General features: G+C 57.3%; 20 protein-coding genes. 8 read left to right on the forward strand and 12 right to left on the reverse strand.

The features are described from left to right. Nucleotides 1-7 precede the first annotated feature (7 nt). Together AABA21_RS28125 and AABA21_RS28130 are read left to right on the forward strand one after the other, a co-directional pair. Entirely contained in the window at nucleotides 8-1,006 is a 999-nt protein-coding gene (locus AABA21_RS28125; RefSeq protein ID WP_338255343.1) for a DUF1385 domain-containing protein, read from the forward strand. Between the two features lie 47 nt (nucleotides 1,007-1,053). After that, nucleotides 1,054-1,740 (forward strand): protein-tyrosine phosphatase family protein, encoded by a 687-nt coding sequence (locus AABA21_RS28130; RefSeq protein WP_338255345.1) that lies wholly within the window; start codon nucleotides 1,054-1,056, stop codon nucleotides 1,738-1,740. Here the strand turns inward: AABA21_RS28130 and AABA21_RS28135 are convergent. After that, nucleotides 1,722-2,570 carry a Cof-type HAD-IIB family hydrolase gene (locus AABA21_RS28135; RefSeq protein WP_338255346.1) on the reverse strand — a complete coding sequence of 283 codons (849 nt, stop codon included), beginning with the start codon at nucleotides 2,568-2,570 and terminating at the stop codon, nucleotides 1,722-1,724. The two genes, AABA21_RS28130 and AABA21_RS28135, sit on opposite strands and share 19 nt — an antisense overlap. A 224-nt stretch (nucleotides 2,571-2,794) precedes the next feature. On the opposite strand from AABA21_RS28135, the gene AABA21_RS28140 reads away from it, so the two are divergent. Continuing rightward, complete coding sequence (locus tag AABA21_RS28140) at nucleotides 2,795-4,282, forward strand: HD domain-containing protein (RefSeq protein WP_338255347.1); 1,488 nt, start codon at nucleotides 2,795-2,797, stop codon at nucleotides 4,280-4,282. A 77-nt stretch (nucleotides 4,283-4,359) separates the two neighbouring features. Here the strand turns inward: AABA21_RS28140 and AABA21_RS28145 are convergent, their stop codons facing one another. Further along, entirely contained in the window at nucleotides 4,360-5,445 is a 1,086-nt protein-coding gene (locus AABA21_RS28145; RefSeq protein WP_338255349.1) for a tetratricopeptide repeat protein, read from the reverse strand. A gap of 886 nt (nucleotides 5,446-6,331) precedes the next feature. Here AABA21_RS28145 and AABA21_RS28150 point away from each other — a divergent pair. Further along, nucleotides 6,332-7,927, forward strand: coding sequence for a S1C family serine protease (locus AABA21_RS28150; RefSeq protein WP_338255350.1), 1,596 nt, complete (start codon nucleotides 6,332-6,334; stop codon nucleotides 7,925-7,927). 301 nt (nucleotides 7,928-8,228) lie between these two features. On the opposite strand, the gene AABA21_RS28155 is transcribed toward AABA21_RS28150, so the two are convergent. After that, nucleotides 8,229-9,074 carry a hypothetical protein gene (locus AABA21_RS28155; RefSeq protein WP_338255353.1) on the reverse strand — a complete coding sequence of 282 codons (846 nt, stop codon included), beginning with the start codon at nucleotides 9,072-9,074 and terminating at the stop codon, nucleotides 8,229-8,231. Between the two features lie 1,617 nt (nucleotides 9,075-10,691). Here AABA21_RS28155 and AABA21_RS28160 point away from each other — a divergent pair. Beyond that, nucleotides 10,692-11,138, forward strand: a complete 447-nt coding sequence (locus AABA21_RS28160; RefSeq protein ID WP_338255355.1) for a pentapeptide repeat-containing protein — start codon at nucleotides 10,692-10,694, stop codon at nucleotides 11,136-11,138. A gap of 86 nt (nucleotides 11,139-11,224) precedes the next feature. Here the strand turns inward: AABA21_RS28160 and AABA21_RS28165 are convergent, their stop codons facing one another. Continuing rightward, nucleotides 11,225-12,007 (reverse strand): anti-sigma factor family protein, encoded by a 783-nt coding sequence (locus AABA21_RS28165; RefSeq protein WP_338255357.1) that lies wholly within the window; start codon nucleotides 12,005-12,007, stop codon nucleotides 11,225-11,227. Between the two features lie 17 nt (nucleotides 12,008-12,024). Beyond that, entirely contained in the window at nucleotides 12,025-12,666 is a 642-nt protein-coding gene (locus tag AABA21_RS28170; RefSeq protein WP_338255359.1) for a sigma-70 family RNA polymerase sigma factor, read from the reverse strand. Nucleotides 12,667-13,122: 456 nt separating this feature from the next. Between AABA21_RS28170 and AABA21_RS28175 the strand changes: the two genes are divergently transcribed. Then, nucleotides 13,123-14,340 (forward strand): citrate synthase, encoded by a 1,218-nt coding sequence (locus AABA21_RS28175; protein ID WP_338255360.1) that lies wholly within the window; start codon nucleotides 13,123-13,125, stop codon nucleotides 14,338-14,340. Here AABA21_RS28175 and AABA21_RS28180 read toward each other — a convergent pair. Next, the gene (locus tag AABA21_RS28180; RefSeq protein WP_338255363.1) at nucleotides 14,298-16,211 is read right to left on the reverse strand and encodes a protein kinase domain-containing protein; all 1,914 of its coding nucleotides are present in this window, start codon (nucleotides 16,209-16,211) and stop codon (nucleotides 14,298-14,300) included. The two genes, AABA21_RS28175 and AABA21_RS28180, sit on opposite strands and share 43 nt — an antisense overlap. 214 nt (nucleotides 16,212-16,425) lie before the next feature. Here AABA21_RS28180 and AABA21_RS28185 point away from each other — a divergent pair, with 214 nt between their 5' ends. Further along, nucleotides 16,426-17,127 (forward strand): dienelactone hydrolase family protein, encoded by a 702-nt coding sequence (locus tag AABA21_RS28185; protein ID WP_338255364.1) that lies wholly within the window; start codon nucleotides 16,426-16,428, stop codon nucleotides 17,125-17,127. 295 nt (nucleotides 17,128-17,422) lie between these two features. Here the strand turns inward: AABA21_RS28185 and AABA21_RS28190 are convergent, their stop codons facing one another. Both AABA21_RS28190 and AABA21_RS28195 read right to left on the reverse strand, forming a co-directional pair. Further along, on the reverse strand, nucleotides 17,423-17,632 hold the full coding sequence (locus AABA21_RS28190) for a TOBE domain-containing protein (RefSeq protein ID WP_338255365.1): 210 nt from the start codon (nucleotides 17,630-17,632) through the stop codon (nucleotides 17,423-17,425). A gap of 193 nt (nucleotides 17,633-17,825) precedes the next feature. Further along, nucleotides 17,826-18,779: an aldo/keto reductase gene (locus AABA21_RS28195; RefSeq protein WP_338255367.1), complete on the reverse strand. Its 954-nt coding sequence runs from the start codon at nucleotides 18,777-18,779 to the stop codon at nucleotides 17,826-17,828. A 237-nt stretch (nucleotides 18,780-19,016) separates the two neighbouring features. Between AABA21_RS28195 and AABA21_RS28200 the strand changes: the two genes are divergently transcribed. Continuing rightward, nucleotides 19,017-20,252, forward strand: a complete 1,236-nt coding sequence (locus tag AABA21_RS28200) for a cysteine desulfurase-like protein (protein ID WP_338255368.1) — start codon at nucleotides 19,017-19,019, stop codon at nucleotides 20,250-20,252. A gap of 349 nt (nucleotides 20,253-20,601) precedes the next feature. Here the strand turns inward: AABA21_RS28200 and AABA21_RS28205 are convergent, their stop codons facing one another. The 4 genes from AABA21_RS28205 to AABA21_RS28220 all read right to left on the reverse strand — a co-directional run bounded on the left by AABA21_RS28205 (nucleotide 20,602) and on the right by AABA21_RS28220 (nucleotide 23,676). Further along, a complete protein-coding gene (locus tag AABA21_RS28205; RefSeq protein ID WP_338255370.1) occupies nucleotides 20,602-22,602 on the reverse strand; it encodes an SHOCT-like domain-containing protein in 2,001 nt (666 codons plus the stop codon). 32 nt (nucleotides 22,603-22,634) lie between these two features. Further along, nucleotides 22,635-23,009 (reverse strand): hypothetical protein, encoded by a 375-nt coding sequence (locus tag AABA21_RS28210; protein ID WP_338255371.1) that lies wholly within the window; start codon nucleotides 23,007-23,009, stop codon nucleotides 22,635-22,637. 4 nt (nucleotides 23,010-23,013) lie between these two features. After that, the gene (locus AABA21_RS28215; RefSeq protein WP_338255373.1) at nucleotides 23,014-23,373 is read right to left on the reverse strand and encodes a DUF2089 domain-containing protein; all 360 of its coding nucleotides are present in this window, start codon (nucleotides 23,371-23,373) and stop codon (nucleotides 23,014-23,016) included. Nucleotides 23,374-23,442: 69 nt separating this feature from the next. Then, complete coding sequence (locus tag AABA21_RS28220) at nucleotides 23,443-23,676, reverse strand: hypothetical protein (protein WP_338255374.1); 234 nt, start codon at nucleotides 23,674-23,676, stop codon at nucleotides 23,443-23,445. Nucleotides 23,677-23,834: the final 158 nt, after the last annotated feature.

Genomic DNA, 23,834 nt, shown 5'->3' on the forward strand with positions numbered 1-23,834 from the left:
TTCCTGCATGGCAAAGTTTTATTATGGTGGTCAGGCGGTAATGGAGGGTGTCATGATGCGTGGCCGCAACACGGTTGCGGTCGCCGTCAGGCGCCCCGAGGGCGACATCTATGTGCATGAAGAGGCACTGACGCCCAAAATCTATCAAAATAAGTATTTACGTCTGCCATTCTTGCGTGGTATGGTGCTGCTATGGGAGATGCTGGTGCTGGGTACACGCATGATGACGCTCTCGGCTAACATCGCCACCGGCGCCGTTGATCCCACGACCGAATTGGCCACGCCCGATGTGAGAGAAGCGGAGGCGAGCTCCGAAGCGGGGGCAAGCCCCGCACCTACGACGGGTGGGGTGTCGATGATTTTGCCGTTGATCGTTTCATTGACCTTTGCTATTGCGATCTTTTTCGTGGGTCCGCTCTTATTGACGAGTCTGCTGCGCGGTCAGATCGGGGATGGCTGGCTGAATCTGACGCTGGAGGGCGTGATACGCCTGCTGCTGTTGATCGGCTATCTCTATCTTATCGGTCGCGTTCCGGATATCCAGCGTGTCTTTGGCTATCATGGCGCTGAACATAAAGCGATCAACGCCATGGAGCATGGGGATGCTTTGACGGTTGAGAATGTGCGCCGTGCCTCGCGGGTGCATACGCGCTGTGGCACCGGCTTTATGCTGCTGGTCATGGTGGTCTCGATCGTCGTCTTCGCTTTTATCGGCTCGCCATCGTTGTTGATTAAGATTATCTCACGCATCGTGCTGGTGCCGGTGGTGGCGGGGATCGCCTATGAGCTGATGCGACTGGGCGCCGCCAACTATCGCTATCGCGTTGTGCGCTGGCTGCTGGCCCCAGGGTTGGCCTTGCAGGGTCTGACCACGCGGGAGCCCGATGATAGCATGATTGAATGTTCGATTGCATCGTTACAGCGCGTGCTGGCACGGGATACGGAGAAGCAGGTGGTGGAGAAGGATAAGCCAGTCGTGCCGTCTGACCTGGTTACTAATGTTTGAGCGTTGTCAGCAGCGTCAGCCAGGTATAGAAGAGGAAAATATTAGGAATGCCAGATTCAGTAACGCCTCCTCCAACTGAGGACAATAAGCTAGGAGGGACCCCTCCTCCTTCTGCGGCGGCGGAGGCCCCGCAGATTAGATTTTCGTTTATGCGTTGGGCCACCACCGGCGTGGTGCGTTTGCTCTATCGCTGGTGGACCCGTATCGCAGCTCGCCTGTTCCCGGAGAATTCGAAGGGCGAGCAGATCGCGCGTTCATTGCATATCCCACTGCCCGATACGTTAAATATGAGCTGGGTCACCGAGCACCTGGCCGTTGGTGGGCGCATCCGTCCCGTGGATATCCCGGTGTTGAGCAGGGCTGGGATCACCCATGTGGTCGATACGCGTTCGGAGTATAGCGACGACAAAGAGGCGCTGGCCCGTGAGAACATCACCCTGCTCTACCTGCCCACGCCCGATACCTATCCGCTCTCGGTTGAGCAGCTTTCAGAGGGGGCTGCCTGGGTCAACCAGGCTATCAGCCATGGTGGTCGTGTGCTCATCCACTGTGAGCATGGGGTTGGTCGCAGCGTGCTCTTAACCTGCGCCAGCCTGGTCCATGGTGGTATGCACGCCAGCGACGCGCTTGAACTGGTCAAAGAGAAGCGCTGGCAGGCCGGGCCGAATCAGCGGCAGGTCGCCCGCCTGCGCGAGTTTGAGTCCGCCTCGCGTCTTCAGCGCAGCAATGCGTAACGCTCAATGGCTACTGCCACCCCATCCTCCAGGTTGGTGGCAGTAACCGCGTTGGCGCTGGCCTTAACCGCCTCCGGCGCCTGTCCCATCGCTACTCCCCAGCCCGCAGCCTCGATCATCTCCCGGTCATTATTATTATCCCCAATAGCCATAACCTGCGCCATCGGGATGCCCAGATGCTGCGCCAGTAGCGCGATGCCGGTCGCCTTTGAGCATGAATGCTGCATCACGGTCAGTTCTGCGCAGCCATAGTTGCCGCGCTCAATGGTGTTCCACGCGCATGGTAGCTGCGCGACGTCCGGCGCGACGCGCACAATAGCCTCGTGGCTGGCGAAGGAGACCACGCGAATGGGATCGGGCTGGCCCGCGCAGAGGATATCGTGCGGCCGGCGCTTGACCCGTGGGAATTCGCGCAGATAGCCTTCCAGGCCGAGGTTATCAAACTCCGCGTGCCCGCTCCAGGTCTCTTCCACGCTGCCGGCGATATGATGGACGATAGGTTGGAGCCGATGGGCCACCAGGATATCCACGGTCTGCTGTGCCAGCTCGGCCGGCAGCAATTGTGTATGGCGCACGACGCCTGCTGGATGATCGAGGATGAGCGCCCCGTCGCAGGTAATCAGAGGGATCTCGATGCCCAGCAGGTCGGCGAACTGCTTGCTGTTCTCATAACGGCGGGCGGTAGCCAACGTGACGACGATGCCAGCTGCCTGGGCGGCTCGAATAGTGTCCTGCGTGCGTGGGGTGATCTGCTTCTGTGGCGTCAGAAGGGTGCCATCTATATCGATGGCAATCATTTTAACGACGTCTGTTTGTATACTCGTAATCATTGTCGGCTCCAAGAGGCATTCAGGATATGAAAAGCGACGAGCTGATCCGCCCGCCGCACGTGCACTGAAGTTTGTAAACTTATTATACACCATTCTCTGTATTTTGAGCGACCATGCCGTGTCATGGTCGCGTGGAGATAATGATCCTCCGGGCGGCCTGCGTTGGTTGGACATACGAGTTTGGATGATAGACATTGCTCCTCTGGCTTTGATACAATGGAGGTATGCGTGAAGAGTTTTTTGATAGCACACCGGGTAGACAGCAGTCAGCGTCTGCTGCACCCTTAAAAGAGCAGGGTGCATCCTCACCTATTCCTGCCGCTCCCGATACGGGTGTTGTGCAAGCGATGAAGCACTCGTACTGGATGGATGCCACCGGCCATCCCCTGTTGCCCGACGAGCAACCTGTGGGGACGGTTCGCGATAGCCTGTACGATTTAATACCGCTGGGAGCACGAGAATTAAAGCTGATCAATAGTGCCCCCTTCCTGCGTCTACAGCAGGTGAAGCAGCTTGGCTTCGTCTACCGGGTCTGGCCGGGCGCGACCCATTCGCGTTATGAGCACAGCCTGGGATGCTACCACCTGGCGGTGCGTGCGCTGCGTGCACTGCTGTTGCGCGGCTCCGATGGTGGTCTGGATGGCATCTCGATCAGTAGCATCCAGACGTTGATGGTGGCGGCCCTCCTGCACGATATCGGACATTATCCCTTCTCCCATACCATTGAGGACCTGGGCTTTCCGATTGTGCAGCATGAGAAGGTGGGGCGCTCGATTATTGAGAAGAGTGAGATCGCGACCATTCTGGAGCGTGACTATCGACTCTCACCCGAACGCGTGGCCGACTTTATCGATCCTCCTAAATTTAAATCTTTGCCGCAGGACGATGAATTGCTGAGCCACCTACTGAGCGGGGCGCTGGACATTGATAAGCTGGATTACCTGCCCCGTGACGCGCGTGCTTGCAATGTTCCCTATGGCGGTGTGGATGTCTCTCGACTCTTGAGCGCGCTTCGCGTCCACCGCGATCCACACGGTGAGCGCTGTCTGGTGGTAACCCACAAAGGCATTAGTCCTTTGCACTCGCTGCTGCATGCCCGGCAGGAGATGTTCGATAATATCTACTGGCACCATACCAGCCGCTCGTTTCAGGCTATGCTGGTGCGGGCCGTTTATGATGCCTTGACATCGCAGGCGCTCAACAGCGAGCAACTGGTCGGCTTGACCGATGCTGCTCTGCTGACGTTGCTGGCCTCGGAGAAGATGCCCGAGAGCGCCCGCGCCCTGGCCGCCGACCTGGAGATGAGGCGTCCCTATCGCGTGGTGCTTGAGGTCAGTCCGGCCGCCGGTAGCATGTTCAGGCGCCTGGAGGCTCTGTTCTGGGATGCCCATCGCCGGCGCGCCGTCGAGCAGAAGATCGCCGCTGAGCTCTCGACTCTGCTGGAACAGCCGGTCGCGGACTATGAGATTCTCTTTGAGATTCCGCGCCCCGAGAAGTGGGAGATGGATGTCTGGATCGCCTTCGACCATCCACCGGTTGGCATGAAGCCCTTAATGAAATGGGTCGAGGCGACTGGGCTGCAGCCGGATGATCTCGCCCGCTACGAGCAGCACCAGCGGCGCATCCGCATCGTCACCGCCGAACGTCTCCGGCCACCCATCCACAACCTCGGCGAAGGCGTGCTTTTGGGAATTTTGGAACAGCTCATTTGACGAAAAAAAATCGGACGCGAGGTCCGAACCTATGGGAGGGCATGGCGCGCATAGGTTCGGACCTCGCGTCCGATTTTTTATTTGCGTTTGCGTTGGTACATGAGGCGGAGGGATTTTTCGTGGAGGCGGCGAATGGGTGGGTAGTCGGGTTCAAGACGCCGGGCGCGTTCGGAGACGGCTACTGCCTCGCGATAGCGTTCAAGGCGATAGAGCGTGTCGGCCTTGAGCCATAAGACGCGCACGTTTGAGGCATCCAGGGTGACCAGGTGGTCCAGCGCCTCGTTGGCCTCGCTGAACTGCCCCAGGCCGCGCAGGCTGCGCGCGTAGTTCTCCCAGGCCAGCATGTTATCCGGCAGCAGCAGCACCAGTTGATGTGACAGAGCCTTGAGCTCTTCATACATCTCCAGGGAGCGGAAGGCCTGTATGCCCAGCATGAGCGTCTTGAGGTCCTGGGGGCTCAGGGCCAGCGCGCTACGCACCAGGGGAATAACCTCGCGCATGCGACCAATGCGGCACAGGATCTCGCCTTTCATCTGCAGGGCGAAGAGCTGCTGGGCATCGATCTCCAGGCTCTTATCAAATGCCTCTAGCGACTCGGCCAGCCGATTAAAGTTGAGCAGGGCCACCCCGTAGTTTGCCCAGGCGCGTGGATCTTCTGGAGCCTGCTCGATGGCCCGCTGGGCGCTGCGCAACGCCTCCGGAAATTTGCCCTGGATGAGCTGCAGGCCACTGCGGTTCACCCAGGCCAGCCCCAGGTTGGTATTGAGGAGCAGGGCCTGATCATTGGCGACCGTCGCCTCGGAGATCCGCTCCAGCTTTTGGAGGGCACGGGCCTTATACGCCAGGCCCGGCGCGGAATTCGGCTCGAACTCAAGGATCGTTTGCGCGGTCTCATATAGATGCTCAAAACGATTCAAGCCATCAGTAACCGCCGCCATGCCCAGCAACGCATCGCTATCCTGTGGTTCTTCCAGCAAAATCTTCAAAAAGGCTTCGGCGGCCTTTGGCCAATCTCTGGCGGCCAGGTAGGTGTGGGCCGATTGCCGTAGCTGTTGTCTCGCTCCCATAGGCCCTTGCTGTTCTCGATTGGTGATCGTGGCTGTATTTTGTGCAGGAAAGGAGGCCGTGCCCTGCTCCCTCTCCTGTAACGTGTGCTCATCCAATGTTTGGGCGCTCCATCTTCTGCTCGATTCGTGTCCCTATTATCTCATTATCGTCCGTGATGGGCAACCCCTTTGATATGAATAGGCTGAGTCGCTATAATAGAAGACAAGCATATCCTTCTCAAAGAGTATAGTTAGGGTCGCTACCTGTACGGGCCCAAGTTCCATACAAAATTTTTACAAATCTCTGAAAGATTTTTTATGGTCATACTATACAGTATAGACAAGAAAGTTTTCTTGCTATACCTCCTGTGAGGTAAGATGCCAGGCATTCCAAAGATTCTTTGCCGCCTGCGGCGGCGGAGGGGGAGAGAGGAAGGTTGGGGGACACCCCCAAACCCCCGGCAGGAGGGCTAGCCGCCCTCCTGCGCCACCCGCTGATGAAAGCGGAGTGAGAGGAGAGGTGGGGGACACCCCACGCCCCCAGCAGGAGGGCTGGCCGCCCTCCTGCACCCCCCGCTGAGATGCGGAGTGAGAGGAGAGGCGGGGGACCCCCCCACGCCCCCAGCAGGAGGGCTGGCCGCCCTCCTGCACCCCCCGCCGAAGAAAGCGGGGATGCAAGGGGCGGCGAGCCCCTTGACTGGGGGTTTGGGGGCTGTGCCCCCGGAACTTCTCCTCTCCCCCCGCCGAAGAAAGCGGGGATGCAAGGGGCGGCGAGCCCCTTGACTGGGGGATCGGGGGCTGTGCCCCCGGCTCTCCCCCTCTCATCTCCGCCGCCCGCAGGGCGGCATTAAAGGGGTGCAGGGATCTCCCTGCTGCGGCTTCGCCGCAAATCTTTGGAACCCTTTGACTTTCTGCTAGATAGCTGGCAAGATAAAGATAAGGATGTTGTTGATGATGGTGGTAGTGGGTGGTTCGTACAGGGTAATGAGGAGGATATCTCAAAATGAGGGATTCAGAGAATAACGATTTAAACAATATGAATGACGATAAGACGACACCATACCAGCCTGTGCCACATACGCCTGACCAGCAGCCCAATGGCAATTTGAATTCCTATTCGCCTGCGTCTCGCAGTGGTGGGTATCCGAATCGTGAGCAGAGCTACCAGGAATATATGCAGCCAAGCGTGTATCGCTCAGCGCCACCAGCTTCTCAGGGGCAGCCGATGGATAGTGGTTATCGTTCGCCAGTGCCATCTTATCCGTCTCAGCCGGCTGAAAGAAGCCCGTATGTGCCGTACTCTTCTTCATCGGCAACGACCGAGGAGGGACAGCCGAAAACGGAGTACCAGCATAATAGTTATCGGCGAAGCGGCTATGTGCCGGGAGATAATAATGGGGCGCCGTTTGGACCTCCTCCTGGCAATCAGCCGGGCCCGAAGCGGAAGGGCAATGGGTTGCGTGCCGGCGCCATTCTTGCCCTGGCGCTAGTGCTGGCCATGGTCTTTGGTGTTGGTCTCTTCGCGGGCTGGCAGTTTAGCCACACGGGTACCGCCAGTATCGCGCCGGGTTCAACGCCGAGCAGCAGCAGTAGCAATAACAGCTCGGGTCTGCAGCCTGGAACAGCGCCGCAGCCAACTGTGCCGGCCCTGACCAACAACAATATGCAGGCGGTGCGTGAGGCGGTGGTCTCCAAGACACGTCCAGCTGTGGTGCAGATCACTGTGCAGACGCAGAAGGGGACGGCTCTGGGTTCGGGCGTGATTATTGACAAGCGTGGCTATATCGTGACCAACAATCACGTGGTTGATGGTGTCACCACCGTTGGCGAGGTCGTTCTTTCGGACGGCACCCGTATCAAGAATGCGCAGGTCGTAGGTACCGATCCCGCCGATGACCTGGCAGTGATCAAGATCAATCCGCCGACCAATATGTCTGTGATCTCGCTGGGCGATTCCTCACAGTTGCGTGTGGGACAGGATGTGCTGGCGATCGGTAATCCGCTGGGCAATACCCAGACCGTAACCAACGGTATCGTGAGCGCCCTGGGACGTAATGTCAGCGAGGGCAATGGCGCGGTCATTCCAAACGCTATCCAGACGGACGCGCCGATCAACCCCGGCAATAGCGGTGGCGCCCTGGTTGATCTGCAGGGCAACCTGGTAGGTATTCCAACGTTGACCGCGGTTGACCCGGAATTTAACTCACCGGCCAACGGTGTGGGCTTCGCCATCCCGTCCAATCGCGTTCAGTTTATCGCCACCCAGCTAATCAACAATGGTCGCGTCCACCACACCGGTCGCGCGGCGATCGGCATCAGCCCGACCGACGTTGACGCCACTCTGCAGATGCAGGATAACCTGGCCGTTGATCATGGTGTGTATGTATCCCGGTTGACGCCGGGTGGGGCCGCTGAAAAAGCTGGCATTAAAGTCGGTGACGTCATCGTCCAGATCGACAATACAAACATCGACTCCACCCCATCGCTGGAAGATGCGCTGATCGCCAAGAATCCTGGTGATCGTGTGGTGGTCAAGTTCTATCGTGGCACGCAGCAAATGAGCGTCAATGCTACACTGGGTGAGCTAAGCGCGAGCTAGCATTTGTGAGCACGCCAATGATTATCGTCCGAGGATACCACGGCGAGTGCCGAGGTGCCCTCGGACGATTGCTATGTCCAACAATCGTTATTGAGCGTTATAGCTCGGGTTAAGGGTTGTACCGGTCAGATTGATGGTGAGATTACGGGAGGGCAGAGAAGTATCGTAGGTTCGGGCCTTGCGCCCGATTTTTGCCTCCCCATTCGATTATGTGCCAAAAACACGATTATTTGGGGGTATTGACATGCGAGAGGGAAAATCGGGCGCAAGGCCCGAACCTACGTCTCTCTTTTTGCCCCAGCTATGGGGTTGCGTTGGGAACAGCCTGGGGTGGCGTCGGCGTGCTGAGATGGCGCGAGCGGCGGCTGGCCAGCAGGACGCCGATGAAGAGGACGATCCAACCCAGGGCCATGATGAGCCAGAAGATAGAGACGATGCCGAGAAAGCGGGCCAGGGTGCCAGCGGCCCCGTTCAGGATGGCACCTATAAATATAAAGATATTGGCCCAGAGGATATTGCTGGTTTTAGCGCCGCCCATACTGGCCTGCCTGCGCAGCATCTTCCAGCCAGAGATGAGCGCGACCCCCGCGACGGCGACGACTCCCAGGGTGTTGAGCAGGATGGTCATGACCAGCCAGGGGCCTGGATTCAAGGTGCCGGTGCCAGGAGTGCCAGCGATATGGCTGAGCATAGGCATGTTGATGGTGGCGTCCAGTACAAAGGTAGCGGCGATCAGACTGAGCAGCAGCAGGAAGCCCACACAGGTGCGGGAGAAGCGCGGCTTACTGATCAGGGCGATGCTGCCCATGCCCAGCCAGGAGGGCATGATGGCGCCTCCCAGCGCGTAGTAAACACGGAAGAAGTAGGTGCCGGGCACCGAGGTTGGTCCCATCAGCAGCATGGCCATATAGGCCAGCGTCGCTATAAAGGCCATCAGCAGGGAGACGGACCAGTAGAGCTGATAGCTGCGCCGGCGTCCAATATATTGACGCAGGATGACGAAGGCGAATGCCCCGGTTACCAGCACATTGATGAACGGTGGCACTAACAATAAAAATGTATTCACGGGCGATCTCGTTTTCTGCAAGTTTGAGCTTATGATCATGATGGCATGGCGCATGGCATGCGCGTGCGGATCGGTTGCCATCCGCTAGCATGTCTCTTTAGCTAGAATATATAGTCAGAATATAGCATAAACTGCGTTCTTTGGCAGTAGCGAATAGGGTCGAAATGCTATGGCCGGGCATAAAAAAGTGGCATCCAGCGCGGGAACATGGGAATAATGATTCATTGCCATGCTAATAGTAGCATGCCCAGGATCTCCTACATGACTTTGGGATGTGCGTCCAGACGCAAAAAGGGCTTTGTATAGCTATGCCGTAGATCATGGATGCCCCGTTCGGGGGATCCATGAATGCCCATAGTATTGAGAAGAGGAAGGAACTTGCGGCTTTGATCGATAGAAGCATACACTAACACGCGAGCACTGCTCTGTGTTCATCACGTAACGCTAAGAAGTATAGGCACAATGGTGGGTTTAGTAGAATTTGTGGCAATAGCGTCGTGAACTCTCCCAAACGCCCTGAGCGGAATGAAACGCATCGCGTTGTTCTGGCACCAGGCTACCCCTGCGGAGAAGCGCGTGGCAATTATCACGATGGAGTGTATTTCGTGCCACAATGTCAGGAAACACATCCTGAATGTAATAATATCCCCCCTCTTCAGTTCGAGCCATCCAGATACCCTCAGTTTGATCCAGCGTAGGAATAACCATAGCTTATTTTCTCCCTTTTACTCTGCCTGGCACGTTGCTTAATGCCTGCCAGTAAAAATAAATCCCGCATCTAAGTATAATTACACAACTTTATGGGTATTGCCTGTCCTTGCTCGGACAGATCTTATCTCAGAATTGGCTTCTTAATTGTACTTAGTGTAACATAGAAGAACCAGAAATACTAGCAATATCATAAATAAGGATATCTAAAAAATGTAAAATTTTGCGTTTTTATAAAAAATAGTGTATACTTAAAAAGTTACAAAATATTTATGATATATCGTATCCCTCCATCAAGAAAACGCTCAAACCTTATCTGAAATATACGCGTGTAGCAGGTCATCAGACATTCTGTTGCTATCCCCTAACAAGAGTGTGATTTTGAAGAAGAGCCCAGTTGCCTTATCATATTGTTCCTCAACTTCTGTCCTTTGACACTTTCGAGAGAGTTTATTTAGACAGTGTCTGATGTGCAAGATGATCGCCTGCAGCGTGCTTGAGTTTTCGCACCTGCGGTGCTCAGGGGTCCTATTTGTGTTGGTGCATGGGGGTGCGCGGATGCGCACCCCCATGCACCAACACAAAAAACCAGTGCGGACGCCCGTGCTGGGGTTATTATGTGTCCCAGTCCCAATATGACGTGAGTCAGACACTCTAGAACTTATCAAGAGAGTCAGAACCAAAGGTACCGTAAGCTGAAAGCTATTTTACCGTTGTTGGAATATTGCTCATAAGCAGTCGATCTGGAGCAGATTTATAAGGAGACCACCGTATGCCACAGCTTTTGATCCTCTTGATAGCTCTAGTGGTCTGTCTATGCATCTATGGCTTTGTCGTATATCGGCGCAAGAGTGAGCAAAGGGCGAGGGATCGGAGGCGAAAGCAGTTTAATGATCGTGTTTAGCCTCTTCTATGTGTGGGTGACCATACAATAATGCATATGTTCTGTGCGTAATACCACGTACAGGATGAATTGAGAAAGAGAAAGAGATGCCGTACCAAACCCCATATGATCTTTTGAGCTCTGGAAAATCGCAATGGAACACCTGGCGACAAACGGACTATGATGTGCAGGCGCTGGAGCCTGATCTCCACAAAAAAGATCTGCATGACCAGGATCTTCAGAAGATTGATTTTCACCACGCTGATCTTACAGAGGCAAATCTGCAGGGTGCGGATTTACGAGGTGCTAATTTGCGGGATGCCGATTTGCGTCATGTTAATTTAAAGAATGCAAATCTGAGTTATGCAAAGCTTCAAAAAGCGTGCTTGCGTGGCGCTGATCTCCGTGGCGCCGATCTTTCACACGCAAACCTTGCAGGTGCGGATTTTAGCAACGCAGACCTGCGTGGGGCATCCTTAGAGGATGTTAACATCACAAAGACCATTTTTAGCGCCGCAAAACGCGATGCTATCGCAACCCCTCAGCGGCGCTAATCAGTGCCGTCAGGGTACCCATACGAGGGAGCCAAAAGCGCTGTGACATCCACGATGGATGTCACAGCGCTTTTTGGCTCCCTCTGCTACCTCCAGCGGTAGCGGTACTTTTGTTTAAAGATGTAGAAGCCCAGGCCACCAATGATGAGTAGCAGGAGCCCCAGGCGCAGGCGACCCGGCCCCTCATTGAGGGCAAAGGTCTGAACGAGCGGGTTCGGCGTCTGTACGGTCTGTGTTTGTGGTGGTTGCGCACCGACGGTGGATGGCTGATGATTTGTTCCTCCCGGTGCGGTCCCGCTGGCATGTGGACGGGTATTCGGTTTCACGCTGGAAGGGGTCGCATGCCCGGTTGATGTACTCGGGGCTTGCGACGGAGTTGTTCCACTGTTCGCGGTACCTGCTGAGGTACCGGATGCGCCTCCTCCACCAAGGTGGGGCAGTTGTAGCGTCGAGAGCATGAAGCAGATGCCGACGACGGCCACCAGGCTGCTGACCAGGCGCAGGGCGGGACGCCAGTTACGCCTGGCGGAGGCGTCGCGTGCTGCGCGCTGCTGCAGACGCGCGGGCAAAGAAATGGGAAGGGGTGTAGTGGCCGCCGCTGCCTGTTGTGGCGCGGCGGACGCTTCATCTATCTCGGGAACCTCCCATGAGATATCGGCCGGCAGGGCGAACGAACGCGGCAACTTCGGTGCCGGAAGTGAGCGCAGCAGCTTTACCGTCTGTCGCAGATCAGCAAACTCCGATTGACACTGCTCACAGGCCTGCAGGTGCGCGCGATATATGGCTTCTTCTGGTTCTCCCGTGGAGAGCTGGTCGTCGAGCAAAGCCGAGAGTTCTTCTGTTGTCAGATGCCGATCAAGTTCAGACACGCGTATACTCCGTTAGATTATCCATCACTGCTATTAGTGAGACGATAATTACGTGGTAAAAGTTCCTTGTGTTGTTGTAAATAGGTGCGCAGACGGGCGCGACCACGCGAGATGCGTGAGCGAACCGTGCCCATATTGGCCTGGATGGCCTGGGCGACCTCTTCGTAGGAGAGTCCCTGAATGTCGCACAGAACGACGGCCGTACGCTGCTCAAGCGGCAGCTCCTGTAGGCCCTGCTGAATGAGATCCTGAAGTTCCCGCGTCAACATATATTCTTCGGGATTGCCCTCGGATCCGCTCGCTGTGAGCGCATCCAGCGAACTGGCGGCATGGGGTTCCGTCTCGTCGGTAAGCAATTCGAGCGAGGCGGTAGGATGGCGTTGGATGCGACGCCAGTGGTCGCATGCCAGATTGGAACCGATGCGCAGTAGCCACGCGCGGAACGAAGCTCCCCCGCGATAAGTGCGGATCGCCCGGAATGCCGAGATAAACGCGTCCTGGGTCACATCTGACGCCGTATCGTAATCACCGAGCATACGAAAGACAGTACTATACATCACCTGCTGGTACTGCTCAACGAGCTGATTAAATGCTTCGATGTCTCCTTGCTGGCTACGGGCGATGAGCTTCTCCTCTTCGTCTCGTGCAAGCTTATCCATGAGGCCCTCGCTTATTGCTATTTGCGCCAGTTTACCATATTTTACACGCCAAAGCTATTATTTTACCCGTCGAAATCGGCGGGGAGGTGCAGGAGGGGCGGCGAGCCCCTCCTGCCGGGGTTTGGGGTGTCCCCCAAAATATCTTCTCCCCTCCTCTCGTGGCAGAGGAGAAAGCGGGGAGGTGCAGGAGGGGCGGCGAGCCCCTTCTGCCGGGGTTTGGGGTGTCCCCCAAAATATCTTCCATTCCCTCTCCCCGCCGTAGGCGGGGAATTTCTGGATTGTTAGCTAGCTGACACGACACCTTAGCTGTGACACGGTATAATAACAACGAATCATAATTATGAACACACGTGTTTGCTTCGCTGTGGAAGCCTACATATGTATGAGCCGTTCGTATGGCCCAGGGGCGTGTTCTGCTAACACTAACGAAGCTGATATCTCGATGGAGGATCTGCTATGCCGACTACTCTAGATGGTTTAGAGGACATCGTTGCAACCCATTCTCGTATTTGCGACCTGGATGGCCAGCTGGGTAAATTGACCTACTATGGCGTAGATATTCATGACCTGGCGAATTTCTCTTCATTTGAAGAGACCGCGTACCTGCTGTGGAATGGCGTATTGCCGACGCAGACACAACTAGAGGACCTGAGCACGCGCCTGCGCGCGCAGCGCGCCCTGCCCACTCAAGTGCTTGAGTTGATGCATCTGCTCCCCAAAACGACGACCCCGATGGATGTGCTGCGTACGGCTGTTTCGACGTTGTCGGCCTTTGATGGTCATCTGGATGATACATCCGCCGAGGCGAATCATCGCCGCGCTGAACGCCTGACAGCGGTGATGCCGACGATCGTGACCAGCTGGGAGCACATCCGCCATGGACGTGATCCGATCGCGCCGCTGGCGGATCATGACCATGCCACAAACTTTTTGTATATGCTGACCGGCCAGATGCCGGATGAGTATACCGCGCATGTGCTAAATGTGGCCCTGGTGTTGCATGCCGATCATGAGCTGAATGCCTCGACTTTCGCCGCCCGCGTTACGGCCGCCACGCTGGCCGATATGTATGCCGCCATCGCCTCGGCCGTGGGCACCCTGTCGGGTCCTCTGCATGGAGGAGCGAACGAGCAGGTCATCCGTATGCTACTGCGCATCGGTGAAGTTGCGAACGCCGAAGCGTACATTGAAGGGGCCCTGAGTCGTAAAGAGCGCATCATGGGCTTTGGACATCGCGTCTACCGTACCGCGGATCCGCGCGCCGGCTATCTGCGTGGCATGTCGCAAGAGTTGGGACAGCGCAGCGGCGAGAGCAAGTGGTTTGAGATGTCACAGATAGTTGAGCGCGTCGTCAAGGAGCGCAAAGGGCTCTACGTGAACGTTGATTTCTACTCCGCCTCCGTGTACTACACGATGGGGATTCCGATCGATCTGGATACGGCGATCTTCGCCTGCAGCCGCGTGGCTGGCTGGACCGCCCACGTGCTGGAGCAATACGCCCACAACCGTCTGATTCGTCCGCGCGCCGAATATGAGGGTCCAAAAACGTCCCTTACACGCCCATTGACGAGCGGAACTGATACACACACACTCTCTCTCGTACCTCCTCCCACCAGCAGGAAGTGCAGCGCCTACGCTAGCAGGCGCTGCACTTCCTGTTTTAGTTCCTCATAGCTCTGATAGCGCTGCGTCATATCCTCGCTGAGCGCCTTGCTTAAGACACGTTCAAGGGTCGGTGAGACCGCCGGATTGAGCAGGCGAACCGGGGGATAGGTAGGATAGTGCGGCGGGGCGACGTTGGTCAGGGCGTGATGCATGCTGGCCGCGAGGGCGTAGATGCAGGTGCGCTGATCATACACCTTGTCCTGAATCGGGAGATAGGGCGAGACGGCCAGCTTGCGCGTGGTGCGCCGCCCGCGTCCGCGGCGCTGTGGCTCCTGGGGAGGTGGCGGAGGAGCGATCTGGAAGCCGGTTAAAAAGACGCGGCCACGCTGAGCCTCGATCAGGATCGTTTCGGGCGAGATGTCGTAGGTGCGCAGCGGCGGATGCTGCTTCTCCAGGGCCATCAGGATGTTGAGCAGGCTATTGATATAGGCGAGCACCTCGCGCTCGGGCAGGGGATGCAGGAGCTTGGTGAGGCGCTCACCCAGGCTCTCACTATCAATGTAGTTGAAGACCGCGTAGTAGTATTTCCCCTCGGCGAAGCGAGCGAGCATATGGGGGAGCAGGGGATGGTTGAGCCGAGCCAGTGGATCGGTGGCCCGGTCGTAGTAGGCCACATCGCGGGCGCGCTGCGACAGGGGTTCATCGGTACACTCCCAGCGCTTCAGCACGATGCGCTGCCCCGTCTGGACATCCCTGGCCACCGCCGTCATAATGCCGCTCTCCTCCGTCTGCTTCAGGATACGCTGAATGGTGTAGCGGCCCTGGCGTACAGTGATGCCGATCAATGGACTCCCCTGCAGTTGCGCGGGTGGCAGAGTGAGACGGCCGCAGCTGGAGCAGCAGCGCTGTCCGAAGCGGACTTGCGCGTCGCAGTACTGGCAGTAGCGGTTGTCGTATTCGGCTCCGCAGAACGTGCACCGGCGCGCGCCGGTGCGATTCTGCTGGCCGCAGAGCTGGCAGACGTAGCGCTGCTTTGCCGTATTGACGGCCTGGATATAGTCTTCGGCGAACTCGCTAATGCTGGCGTAGCGCTGGCGGTAGTCCTTGGACAGGGCGCGCAGCAGGACGGCCGAGACCTCGACGGGGATGCGCGGATTCCACTTCTGGGGCGAGGGTGGCGGCTCCTTCATGTGGGCGTTCCAGATATCCTCTAACTGCCGATAGACAAACGGCGGACGCCCACTCAGGAACTCGTAGCAGCAGACGGCCAGGGCATATTGATCCGAGTGGCGCCTGGGCGCCCCCTGCCATTGTTCCGGTGGCATATACGCGGCGGTCCCGGTGATCTCGCCCAGCGAGGCATGGGTCTGCATCCCCAGATAGTAGGCGGTGCCGAAATCAGCCAGTAGAATCTGCCCGTTGCGCCCAATCAAGAGGTTGCCCGGCTTCACATCCTGGTGCACCAGGCCATTCTCATGCACATAGCGCAGCGCATCGGCGGTCTGTTGGATATAGGGGATTAGTTCTTCCGCGTAGGTCTGGCGGCGACTGCCATCGGGCTGGCGGAACAGGTCGTTGATCATGTGGGGCGCGTATTCCATCACAAAATATGGCTGTTGACTGCCGCTAATCTGCCCGAAATTATAGATGGGCAGGATATTCGGGTGCTGCATGTTGGCGATGCGGCGCGCCTCCTGAAAGAAGCTCGCCTGCGCTTTGGCGTTAAATTGATCCCTGCGCAACACCTTGAGAGCCAGGATGCGACTGAGCGGATTCGGCTCGCGCACTTTGTATACATACCCATAGCTGCCTGCGCCAATAAAGTCCATCACTTCGTAGATCCCAATCTGTGCCCCCTGGACCAGGAAGTCACAATATTGGCAGCAGACGGTGCCGGCGGGATTATCATGTTTTCCATGTGGATTGAGACAGCGGGCCAAGTTGTTGTCCTACCCCTTCTGCTTAAAAATGAGAGCTGCATGAGAATGGTGTTAATGCCACCTCCACAGGTATCTACGTCTCTGCGAGGTTCTGGTTACGCTTTCGGTGAATCGCTTTTCCCATGAGCTGAAATGGCGCGTTTCGCGGTTGCCCGGCGTATCACAAAGAGAGTAATGCTATTTTTATTATCGCCATAGAAAAGGGGTTACGCAAATGATTGAGCAAAACGATGAGAACTATCGCGCGATCGCCAATCCGCAGGGGCAACTGGTGAGGATCGGGGCCGAGGCCGTCGATCTGAACGGTATTCTGCACATTCCACAGGATGCGCGCGGCCTGATCATCCTGGCCCACGGCATCGAGGATAGCGCGGAGAATCCCCATCAGAATGTGATCGCGCTGGCCTCAGCCTTCCAGCAGCACGGACTGGCCACGCTGCAGATCGATCTCTTCTCCAGCGACGAGCTGGCCCTGGATGAGCGCACGGCTTACTTTCGGGAGAATATCGACATCATGCAGCAGCGCATGGTCGGGGCAGCCGAGTGGTTTTCAGAGAACGCATCGACCAACACCCTCTCGATCGGTTACTTTGGTATGAATGAGGTTGGGGCGGCGGCCATCGCGGCGGCCACCTCGCGTCCCGATATCGCGGCGGCCGTGGTCGCAGTGGGCGATACGAGCGGCCTCGGCGATGAATACGCGCCGCGCGTGCTGGCCCCCACCCTGTTGCTGGCGGCCGAAGGAGATAAGGACGCGGTCGAGCACCACCGGCATCTGCTGGACCTACTGACGGGCGAGAAGAAGCTGGAGATAGTTCCCGGCGAGAACGCCCTGTTCGAGAACCAGCGCGGCTTCGACGAGGTGGCGCGCCTGGTTGGCGGCTGGTTCGCCCAATGGCTGGTCCCCATCGTGTAGGAGGGGCGTTCTCGCGGGTCGAGGGGAAATCGGCCGCAAGGGTTAATACTTTCAACTTAATAAAATGCAAAACGAGAAAAGACCACAGTACGTGCGGGGCTTGTCCCCGCTTGCTTGTTCCCAAGAGGAAAACTCCTTCAACGTGATCAAGAACGATTGCATGAGATGCATTGCATTCTGTTGGTTGCTTTTTCGAGCGGCGAGGAAGGAAAGCGGGGGCAAGCCCCGCACGTACTTTTGTCTCTTTTCTTGCTGATTGCTCTGATGTTGAAAGTATTGGCCGCGAAGGCAGAGCCTATTGTTTGCCGATCATGACTTCGGTGGATTTGACGATGGCGAGGACTTCGTCGCCGGCTTTGAGGTTGAGGGATTCGGCGGAGTTGCGGGTGATGGCTGAGACGATCTCCTGCCCATCTGGTAGGGCGATGACGACTTCTGCCATCACGCTGCCGAGGTTGACGGATGTAACCTTGCCTTTGAGTTGGTTGCGTGCGCTGATCTGCATGGGTGGGTTCCTCCTTTGTTGATCGATAACAGAAATCGGACGCGAGGCCCGAACATATGGGGCGTGATCGTGTACCGAGAGAGGAAATCGGACGCGAGGTCCGAACATATGGGACGCGAGGGCCGAACAAGGCTGGCTTCTCCTTGCGGGGAAGCCAGCTTTTCTGTACGATACGATGCACCAGCGATGGGCGTTAGGGATTTTTTGCCAGAAACTTGTTGATCTGTTCCTGTTCGAGGTCGGTCAGGCGGAACTCGGCGGCCATGATCATCTCTTCGACCTGCTCGACGTTGCGTACCCCGACGATAGCGGCGGTGACGGCTGGATTCTGTAGTGTCCAGGCGACAGCGACGACACCGGCGGTGACGTTGTGCGGGAAGGCGATATCATTGAGGACGTTGGCCAGCTCAAGGTTGCGCGAGATGCGTGGCTCCTGGAACTCGCTGTCGCGCTGTCGCCAGTCGTCCTGCGGCATGTTCTGGATGCGCTCTTTGCTCATGCGACCGCTCAGCAGGCCGGAGGCCATCGGCGAGTAGACGATGACACCGATGTTGTTCTGCTCGCAGTACGGCAGGATCTCTTTCTCGACGTCGGGATGGACCAGCGAGTACGGTGGCTGCAGCGTCTCTACGGGGGCGATCTTCTCGGCGCGCTTCATCTGCTCAACGCTAAAGTTTGAGACACCGATGTGGCGTACCTTGCCCTCTTTTTTCAGCTGTGCCAGCGCGCTCCAGCCCTCTTCGATATCGGGATCGGGATTGGGCCAGTGGATCTGGTAGAGGTCGATGGCGTCGATGCCCAGGCGCTTCAGGCTGGCCTCGCACTCGCGCTTGAGCGAATCGGTTTTGAGACTATTGCTGACCTTGCGGCTGTCGTCCCAGACCAGCGAACACTTGGTAAAGATATAGGGCTTCTCACGACCCTTGATCGCCTTGCCAACGATCTCTTCCGAGTGGCCGAGACCATAGACGGCGGCGGTATCGATCCAGTTAATGCCCAGTTCCAGGCCACGTTTAATGGTCGCGATCGACTTGGTATCGTCCTGGCTGCCCCAGGCACCATCCCAGTTGCCACCACCGATAGCCCAGGCTCCGATGCCGATCGGAGTAATTTCCATGTCTGTTTTGCCGAATTGGCGTGTATGCATACTACATCCTTTCGTCTCTATCTACATGGTTGTTATCTGTCCGTTTCTCCTTGTTATACGTACCAATTTGTCTTCACGTGACAGCGTAAACGATGTTTTGCCGCACGAAGGCTCTTCATTTGTAGTAATAGCTCTTTATTTGTAGTATAAGCATGCCGCCTGATGCCCCATCTTCTCGTGATACAATGGACACAACTGTGCCGTTTTTCAGTTGTTAACTATCCTTGGAGGATTTTTATGCTCAACATTGATGCCGTACGTACGCATTTTCCCTCACTCTCTTCAGGGGCGACCTTTTTTGATAATCCCGGTGGCACCCAGGTGGCGCAGGAGGTGAGCGAGCGTATGCAGCGCTATTTTCTGCACTCCAACGCCAATCATGGGGGCGCGTTCCGTACCAGTCGGGACTCGGATGCCGTGGTGTGGGAGGCGCGCGAGGCGGTGGCTGCCTTCCTGAATGCAACTCGTCCGGAAGAGATTATCTTTGGTCAGAATATGACGAGCTTGACTCTGCACATCAGCCGCAGCATCGCGCGTTTGCTGGAGCCCGGCGATGAATTGGTGGTGACGCGGCTGGACCATGATGCCAATATCGCCCCCTGGCTCTTGATCGCCGAGGATCGCGGCTGCCAGGTGCGCTGGGTCGATTTCCATCCTGAGGATTGTACGCTGGACATGCAGGCGCTGGAGGAGGCGATCTCGCCGCGCACGAAACTGGTGGCGGTCGGCTATGCATCGAATGCCGTGGGCACGATCAACGATGTGCGCAGGGCGGCGCAACTGGCCCATAGCGTGGGCGCGCTCTGCTTTGTGGACGCCGTGCAGTACGCGCCGCACAAAAGCATCGACGTACAGGCGCTGGACTGCGATCTGCTGGCCTGTTCCGCTTACAAGTTCTTTGGTCCCCATACCGGCATCCTGTATGGCAAGTATGACCTCCTGGAACGCCTGACGGCCTACAAGGTGCGTCCGGCTGGCAACCATACCCCCGACAAGTTTGAGACTGGTACGCAGAGCTACGAATCGATCGCGGGCGTGCTGGGTGCCATGGAGTACTTTGCCTGGTTGGGAAAGACCTATGGCTCTCTGGAAGGGACTGAGAACGAGACCCGCCAGCAGGCGCTGAGAGCGGGAATGGGGGTCCTGGAGGAGTATGAGCGTTCATTGAGTATAGCCCTGCTGCAAGGTCTGCAAAGCGTGCCAGGGTTGCGCGTATGGGGTATTACAGATGCTGAGCGCATGGCCGAGCGCGTCCCCACCTTCTCCTTTACCCTGCCCGGCTGGAAACCCGATGCCGTCGCCGAACGGCTGGCCCGCGAAGAGATCTATGTCTGGAGCGGTAACTTCTACGCCCTCGCTGCCCTCGAACGCCTGGGATTGGAAGAGCAGGGCGGCATCGTGCGCGTCGGCCTCGCCCACTACAATACCCACGCCGAAATCGAGCGCCTGATCAACATCCTGAACAATTTATAAAACATACATTATGTAAAAGGGCATGGCGAGGGAAATCGTCTGCAAGGGGGACATGGTCGTACGTGGAGGGGAAATCGGCCGCAAGGGCCGAACCTACGAAATCGTTTTTATTGTTACATTTTTGGTCATTGGGCAATTTGTAATGTATAAAGAAATATGAAACGTAGATTCGGCCCTTGCGGCCGATTTCCCTCGCCTCACGTGTTTTTTCTCGCCACACGAAAATGTTTCTTTAGAGATGAAATAAAAAAGGGAAAGGGGACGGCGCACCCAGTGCCGTCCCCTTTCCCCATGCGATCGAACAAGAGAGGGGTGTATGGTATGTTCGATCGTTGTGGCCAAATTTCCGTTAATTGCCGAGGGCTTCGAGGAGCATGTCACCTTCTTCGGGGGTGATGCGGCCTTCGGCGATCATGCGTAGGATGGCTTCGCGTTCCTGCTCGACGTCGACCGGGGGCGTGGCCTCTTGGGCTCCCGTCGTCTCGTTAGCGGTTGGCTGCTCCTCTTCCTGCGGCGCGGCCGGGACCTCGGGTTGGGCGCGCTCGTCGACGCTTTGCTGACTGGTTTCCGGTGTCTCCCATGATGGCTGGCCCTGAACGGGCGGCACCGGTGGTGTTGGCGGTGTTGGCGGCGTCGGCGGCGTTGGTGGCACCGGTGGTCGCTGCGGCACATTCATGTTTTTGAAGGCCTGCTCGACGGCCTCCAGGGCGCCCTGAACCCCTTCGGAGGCGGCGCGCTGGGCCTGCTCAACGATGCGATTAATGCGCTCGGGGTCCATGCTCCACTGGCGCTCGTTGACGCGGAAGTTGAAGCGAGCGGCGCGTTCGTGATCACGCTGAGACCGCTCATGAGCCCGTTCGCGATCACGCTGGGCGCGTTCGCGGGCGCGCTGGGCCTGGCGCTCAGCCTTCTGACGCTGCTTCTCGGCCTTGAAGATCATCTTCTGGTGCGACGCCTGATTAGCGACCTCATTGGCGATATCGGCGCTGATCGAGGCTGTGCTGCTGGTGACGTTGGCGCTGATCTCCGCGCCCAGGTCGCGACCGATGTTGCCCATCTCGCGGCCGAAATCGGCCATGCTGCGGCTGAATTCGTCCCACCAGGCTCCGCCCTCGCTGCTGCTGCTGCGTGGACCTTTCTCGCCGCGCAGGCGCAGGTCACCGCCGACCACCAGCTCCACGTGAGCGGCTCCATCCCCATAGACCAGGGTGGCGCGGTTGCCGATGGAGCTGGAGACGATGGAGCGACCGGTGATGTCGCCTCCGACCGTGCCCTGGATAGTCACGTTAGGCTCAGCAGGTAAGGAGATGGTGGCGTCGCCGCCGACGCGCAGATAGGAGGTGCTGCCTGGCTCGAAATCCGTTTGCAGATACAGGTCGGAGCCGACGTTGCCGGCGTTGACGGGTCCATGCACATTTTTGAGGATCGCGTCGGAGCCAACCGAGCCGGCGCGCACCTCGCCGCCAATATTGGTGAGCGCCACGTCGCTGCCGATATTGCCCAGCGTGACGTTGCCCGGTACGTTGCTGATGCGCGCGTCGCTGCCGGCGCTGCCCAGCGTTACCTGCGCGACATCCTGAATAGTGAGGTCGCTGCCGATGCGGCCAAGTGTAATCTCGGCCTGGGGACTCTTGCTGATCTTGCAGTCGCTGCCAACATTGCTGACGGTCAGACCAGCCACCTCTTGCACGATCAGGTCGCTGCCGACGTTGTTCAGGGTAACGGTGGACTCGCGCTTGCCCGTGATGCGCGCATCGTTGCCGACGTTCTCGCAGCGCAGGGTGTTGATGTCCTCGGCTCCCAGGTCTTTGCCAACGCTACCGATGGTGGCCTCCTCAACCTCCTCCAACCAGAGGTCGCCGCCGACGGCCTGCAAGAAGGCGCTGGTGATCTCGCTCAAGGAGGCATCGCCCTGCAGGCGCTCCTCGGAACGGATCTCCTCTACCTCTCGGGCGCCCACGTCACCGTTAATGGTTTGCAGTGTCACGGCACCACGGATATTTGACAGGCTAACGTCGCCCTCGATGTGGCTGAGCGTCGCCTCGTCCTGAATTTCTTTCAGGCTGATGTCATCGTGGATGCTTTGCGCGACCACCTGGCGCACCCCCTCGATGCTCACTTCACCGTGGGCGTCGGTCACCGTCACCACGCTCTCGAAGGGGACCGATACCGTCAGGTCCTCCTGGGCGTCTGACAGATTGAATCCGTTCTCGGACTGCTCATCAACGGTGTAGTCGCCGTCGCTCTCGACCTCGATCGAGGGCTGATCCCAGCCACGTACATGTAGAAACTCATGGATATTTGAAAAATTGATATCGTTGATGCTGTCGGCAGAAAAAGTTTTCTTCACAGCTATTTCTCCTTCATCTCAGGGCGCGTCACTTATTCAACAAAGACTTCGAGACGTTCTCCCTGCTCCAGATCCTGAATGTCGAGCAGGCGACCGGTTGTGCCCTCTTCAATCGAGCGCAGAACGTCCTCGATGGTGCGCGAGTCGAGCTGGGGGAGCAGGTAGCATCCCAGGCGCACACTGGTTTTGAGTAGTTGGACCGGCATACTGGCAATGACGTTTTTGCGTTGCTTATTCTGCTTGAGACTGGTGGCGCGGATGCGCAGCGTACGTTCACGCACCGGTTCAGGTGGCCGGATGATCTCGGTCTCCAGCGTATCAAAGAGCTGGGCCGCTTCGTTGGCGCTGATCCCGCCGGACTCCACCAGTGCCAGGATGCGATTGCGCTCCTCTCTGGATAGCGCCATAGTCTTAGCCTTTCAACAGCTTCATGGCGTCTTCGACGCTGATCTCTTTGGCGGCCAGCTTATCCAGCACGGCCCGCCGATCGACGCGGCCATCAAACTCGGGAGTTCCTCCCAGGGCGGTCACGATATCATCCAGGCGACTACGAGCTGTATTATATGCAATGTTCATTTCGGCGGCCAGCTTCTGGATATTGCCCCGATATTTGACGAGCAGCTCGACAAAGTCCAGCTGCTCACGAGTGAGCCGACCGATCCAGCCCAGGCTAAAGCGCCCCTCAAGGGTGACGCCGCTGGCTGGACACTCCAGGCGGGTGACGATCAACTCCTCGCCACTCACGGGATCTCTGGTAATCAATGGATACATACTGCAGTTTCTCCTCTTGCGTATCTAATCGGAAAGAAAGATAGGGGCGCGGCCGCGCCCGCTGGACGCTCAGGCGTGGAGCTGTCCAGTTTTGGGTCCATGGAACGCCGGGTTTTTCGGTTGGCCAACCTGTTCCAGCTGCTGGCCCAGATCGACCAGTGAATGACCCAGCCTGCTGATCAAACGAGAGCCCAGGCCAGGCTGTGAAAGATTGCTGACCAGCTGATTCTGTTCAATTTCCCGACGGATCTCTCTATCCCGGTGAGCGCTGGTGGTATTGAGCAGTTGTAGTTCGGTATACATGATCTCTCCTCCTTGTCGGTACTTAGCTGTCCGCCAGGTCAGCCAGTCATTCTCCTTCATTCTTGAGCCTCGCCTATCCGCGCCCTTCCACCTACTGTTTGAAATTTTGAAACTGGATTTGCAAAATTTGCTTTCGGATTGATGTTTTTTTATTGATA

This window comes from Dictyobacter halimunensis (assembly GCF_036245075.1).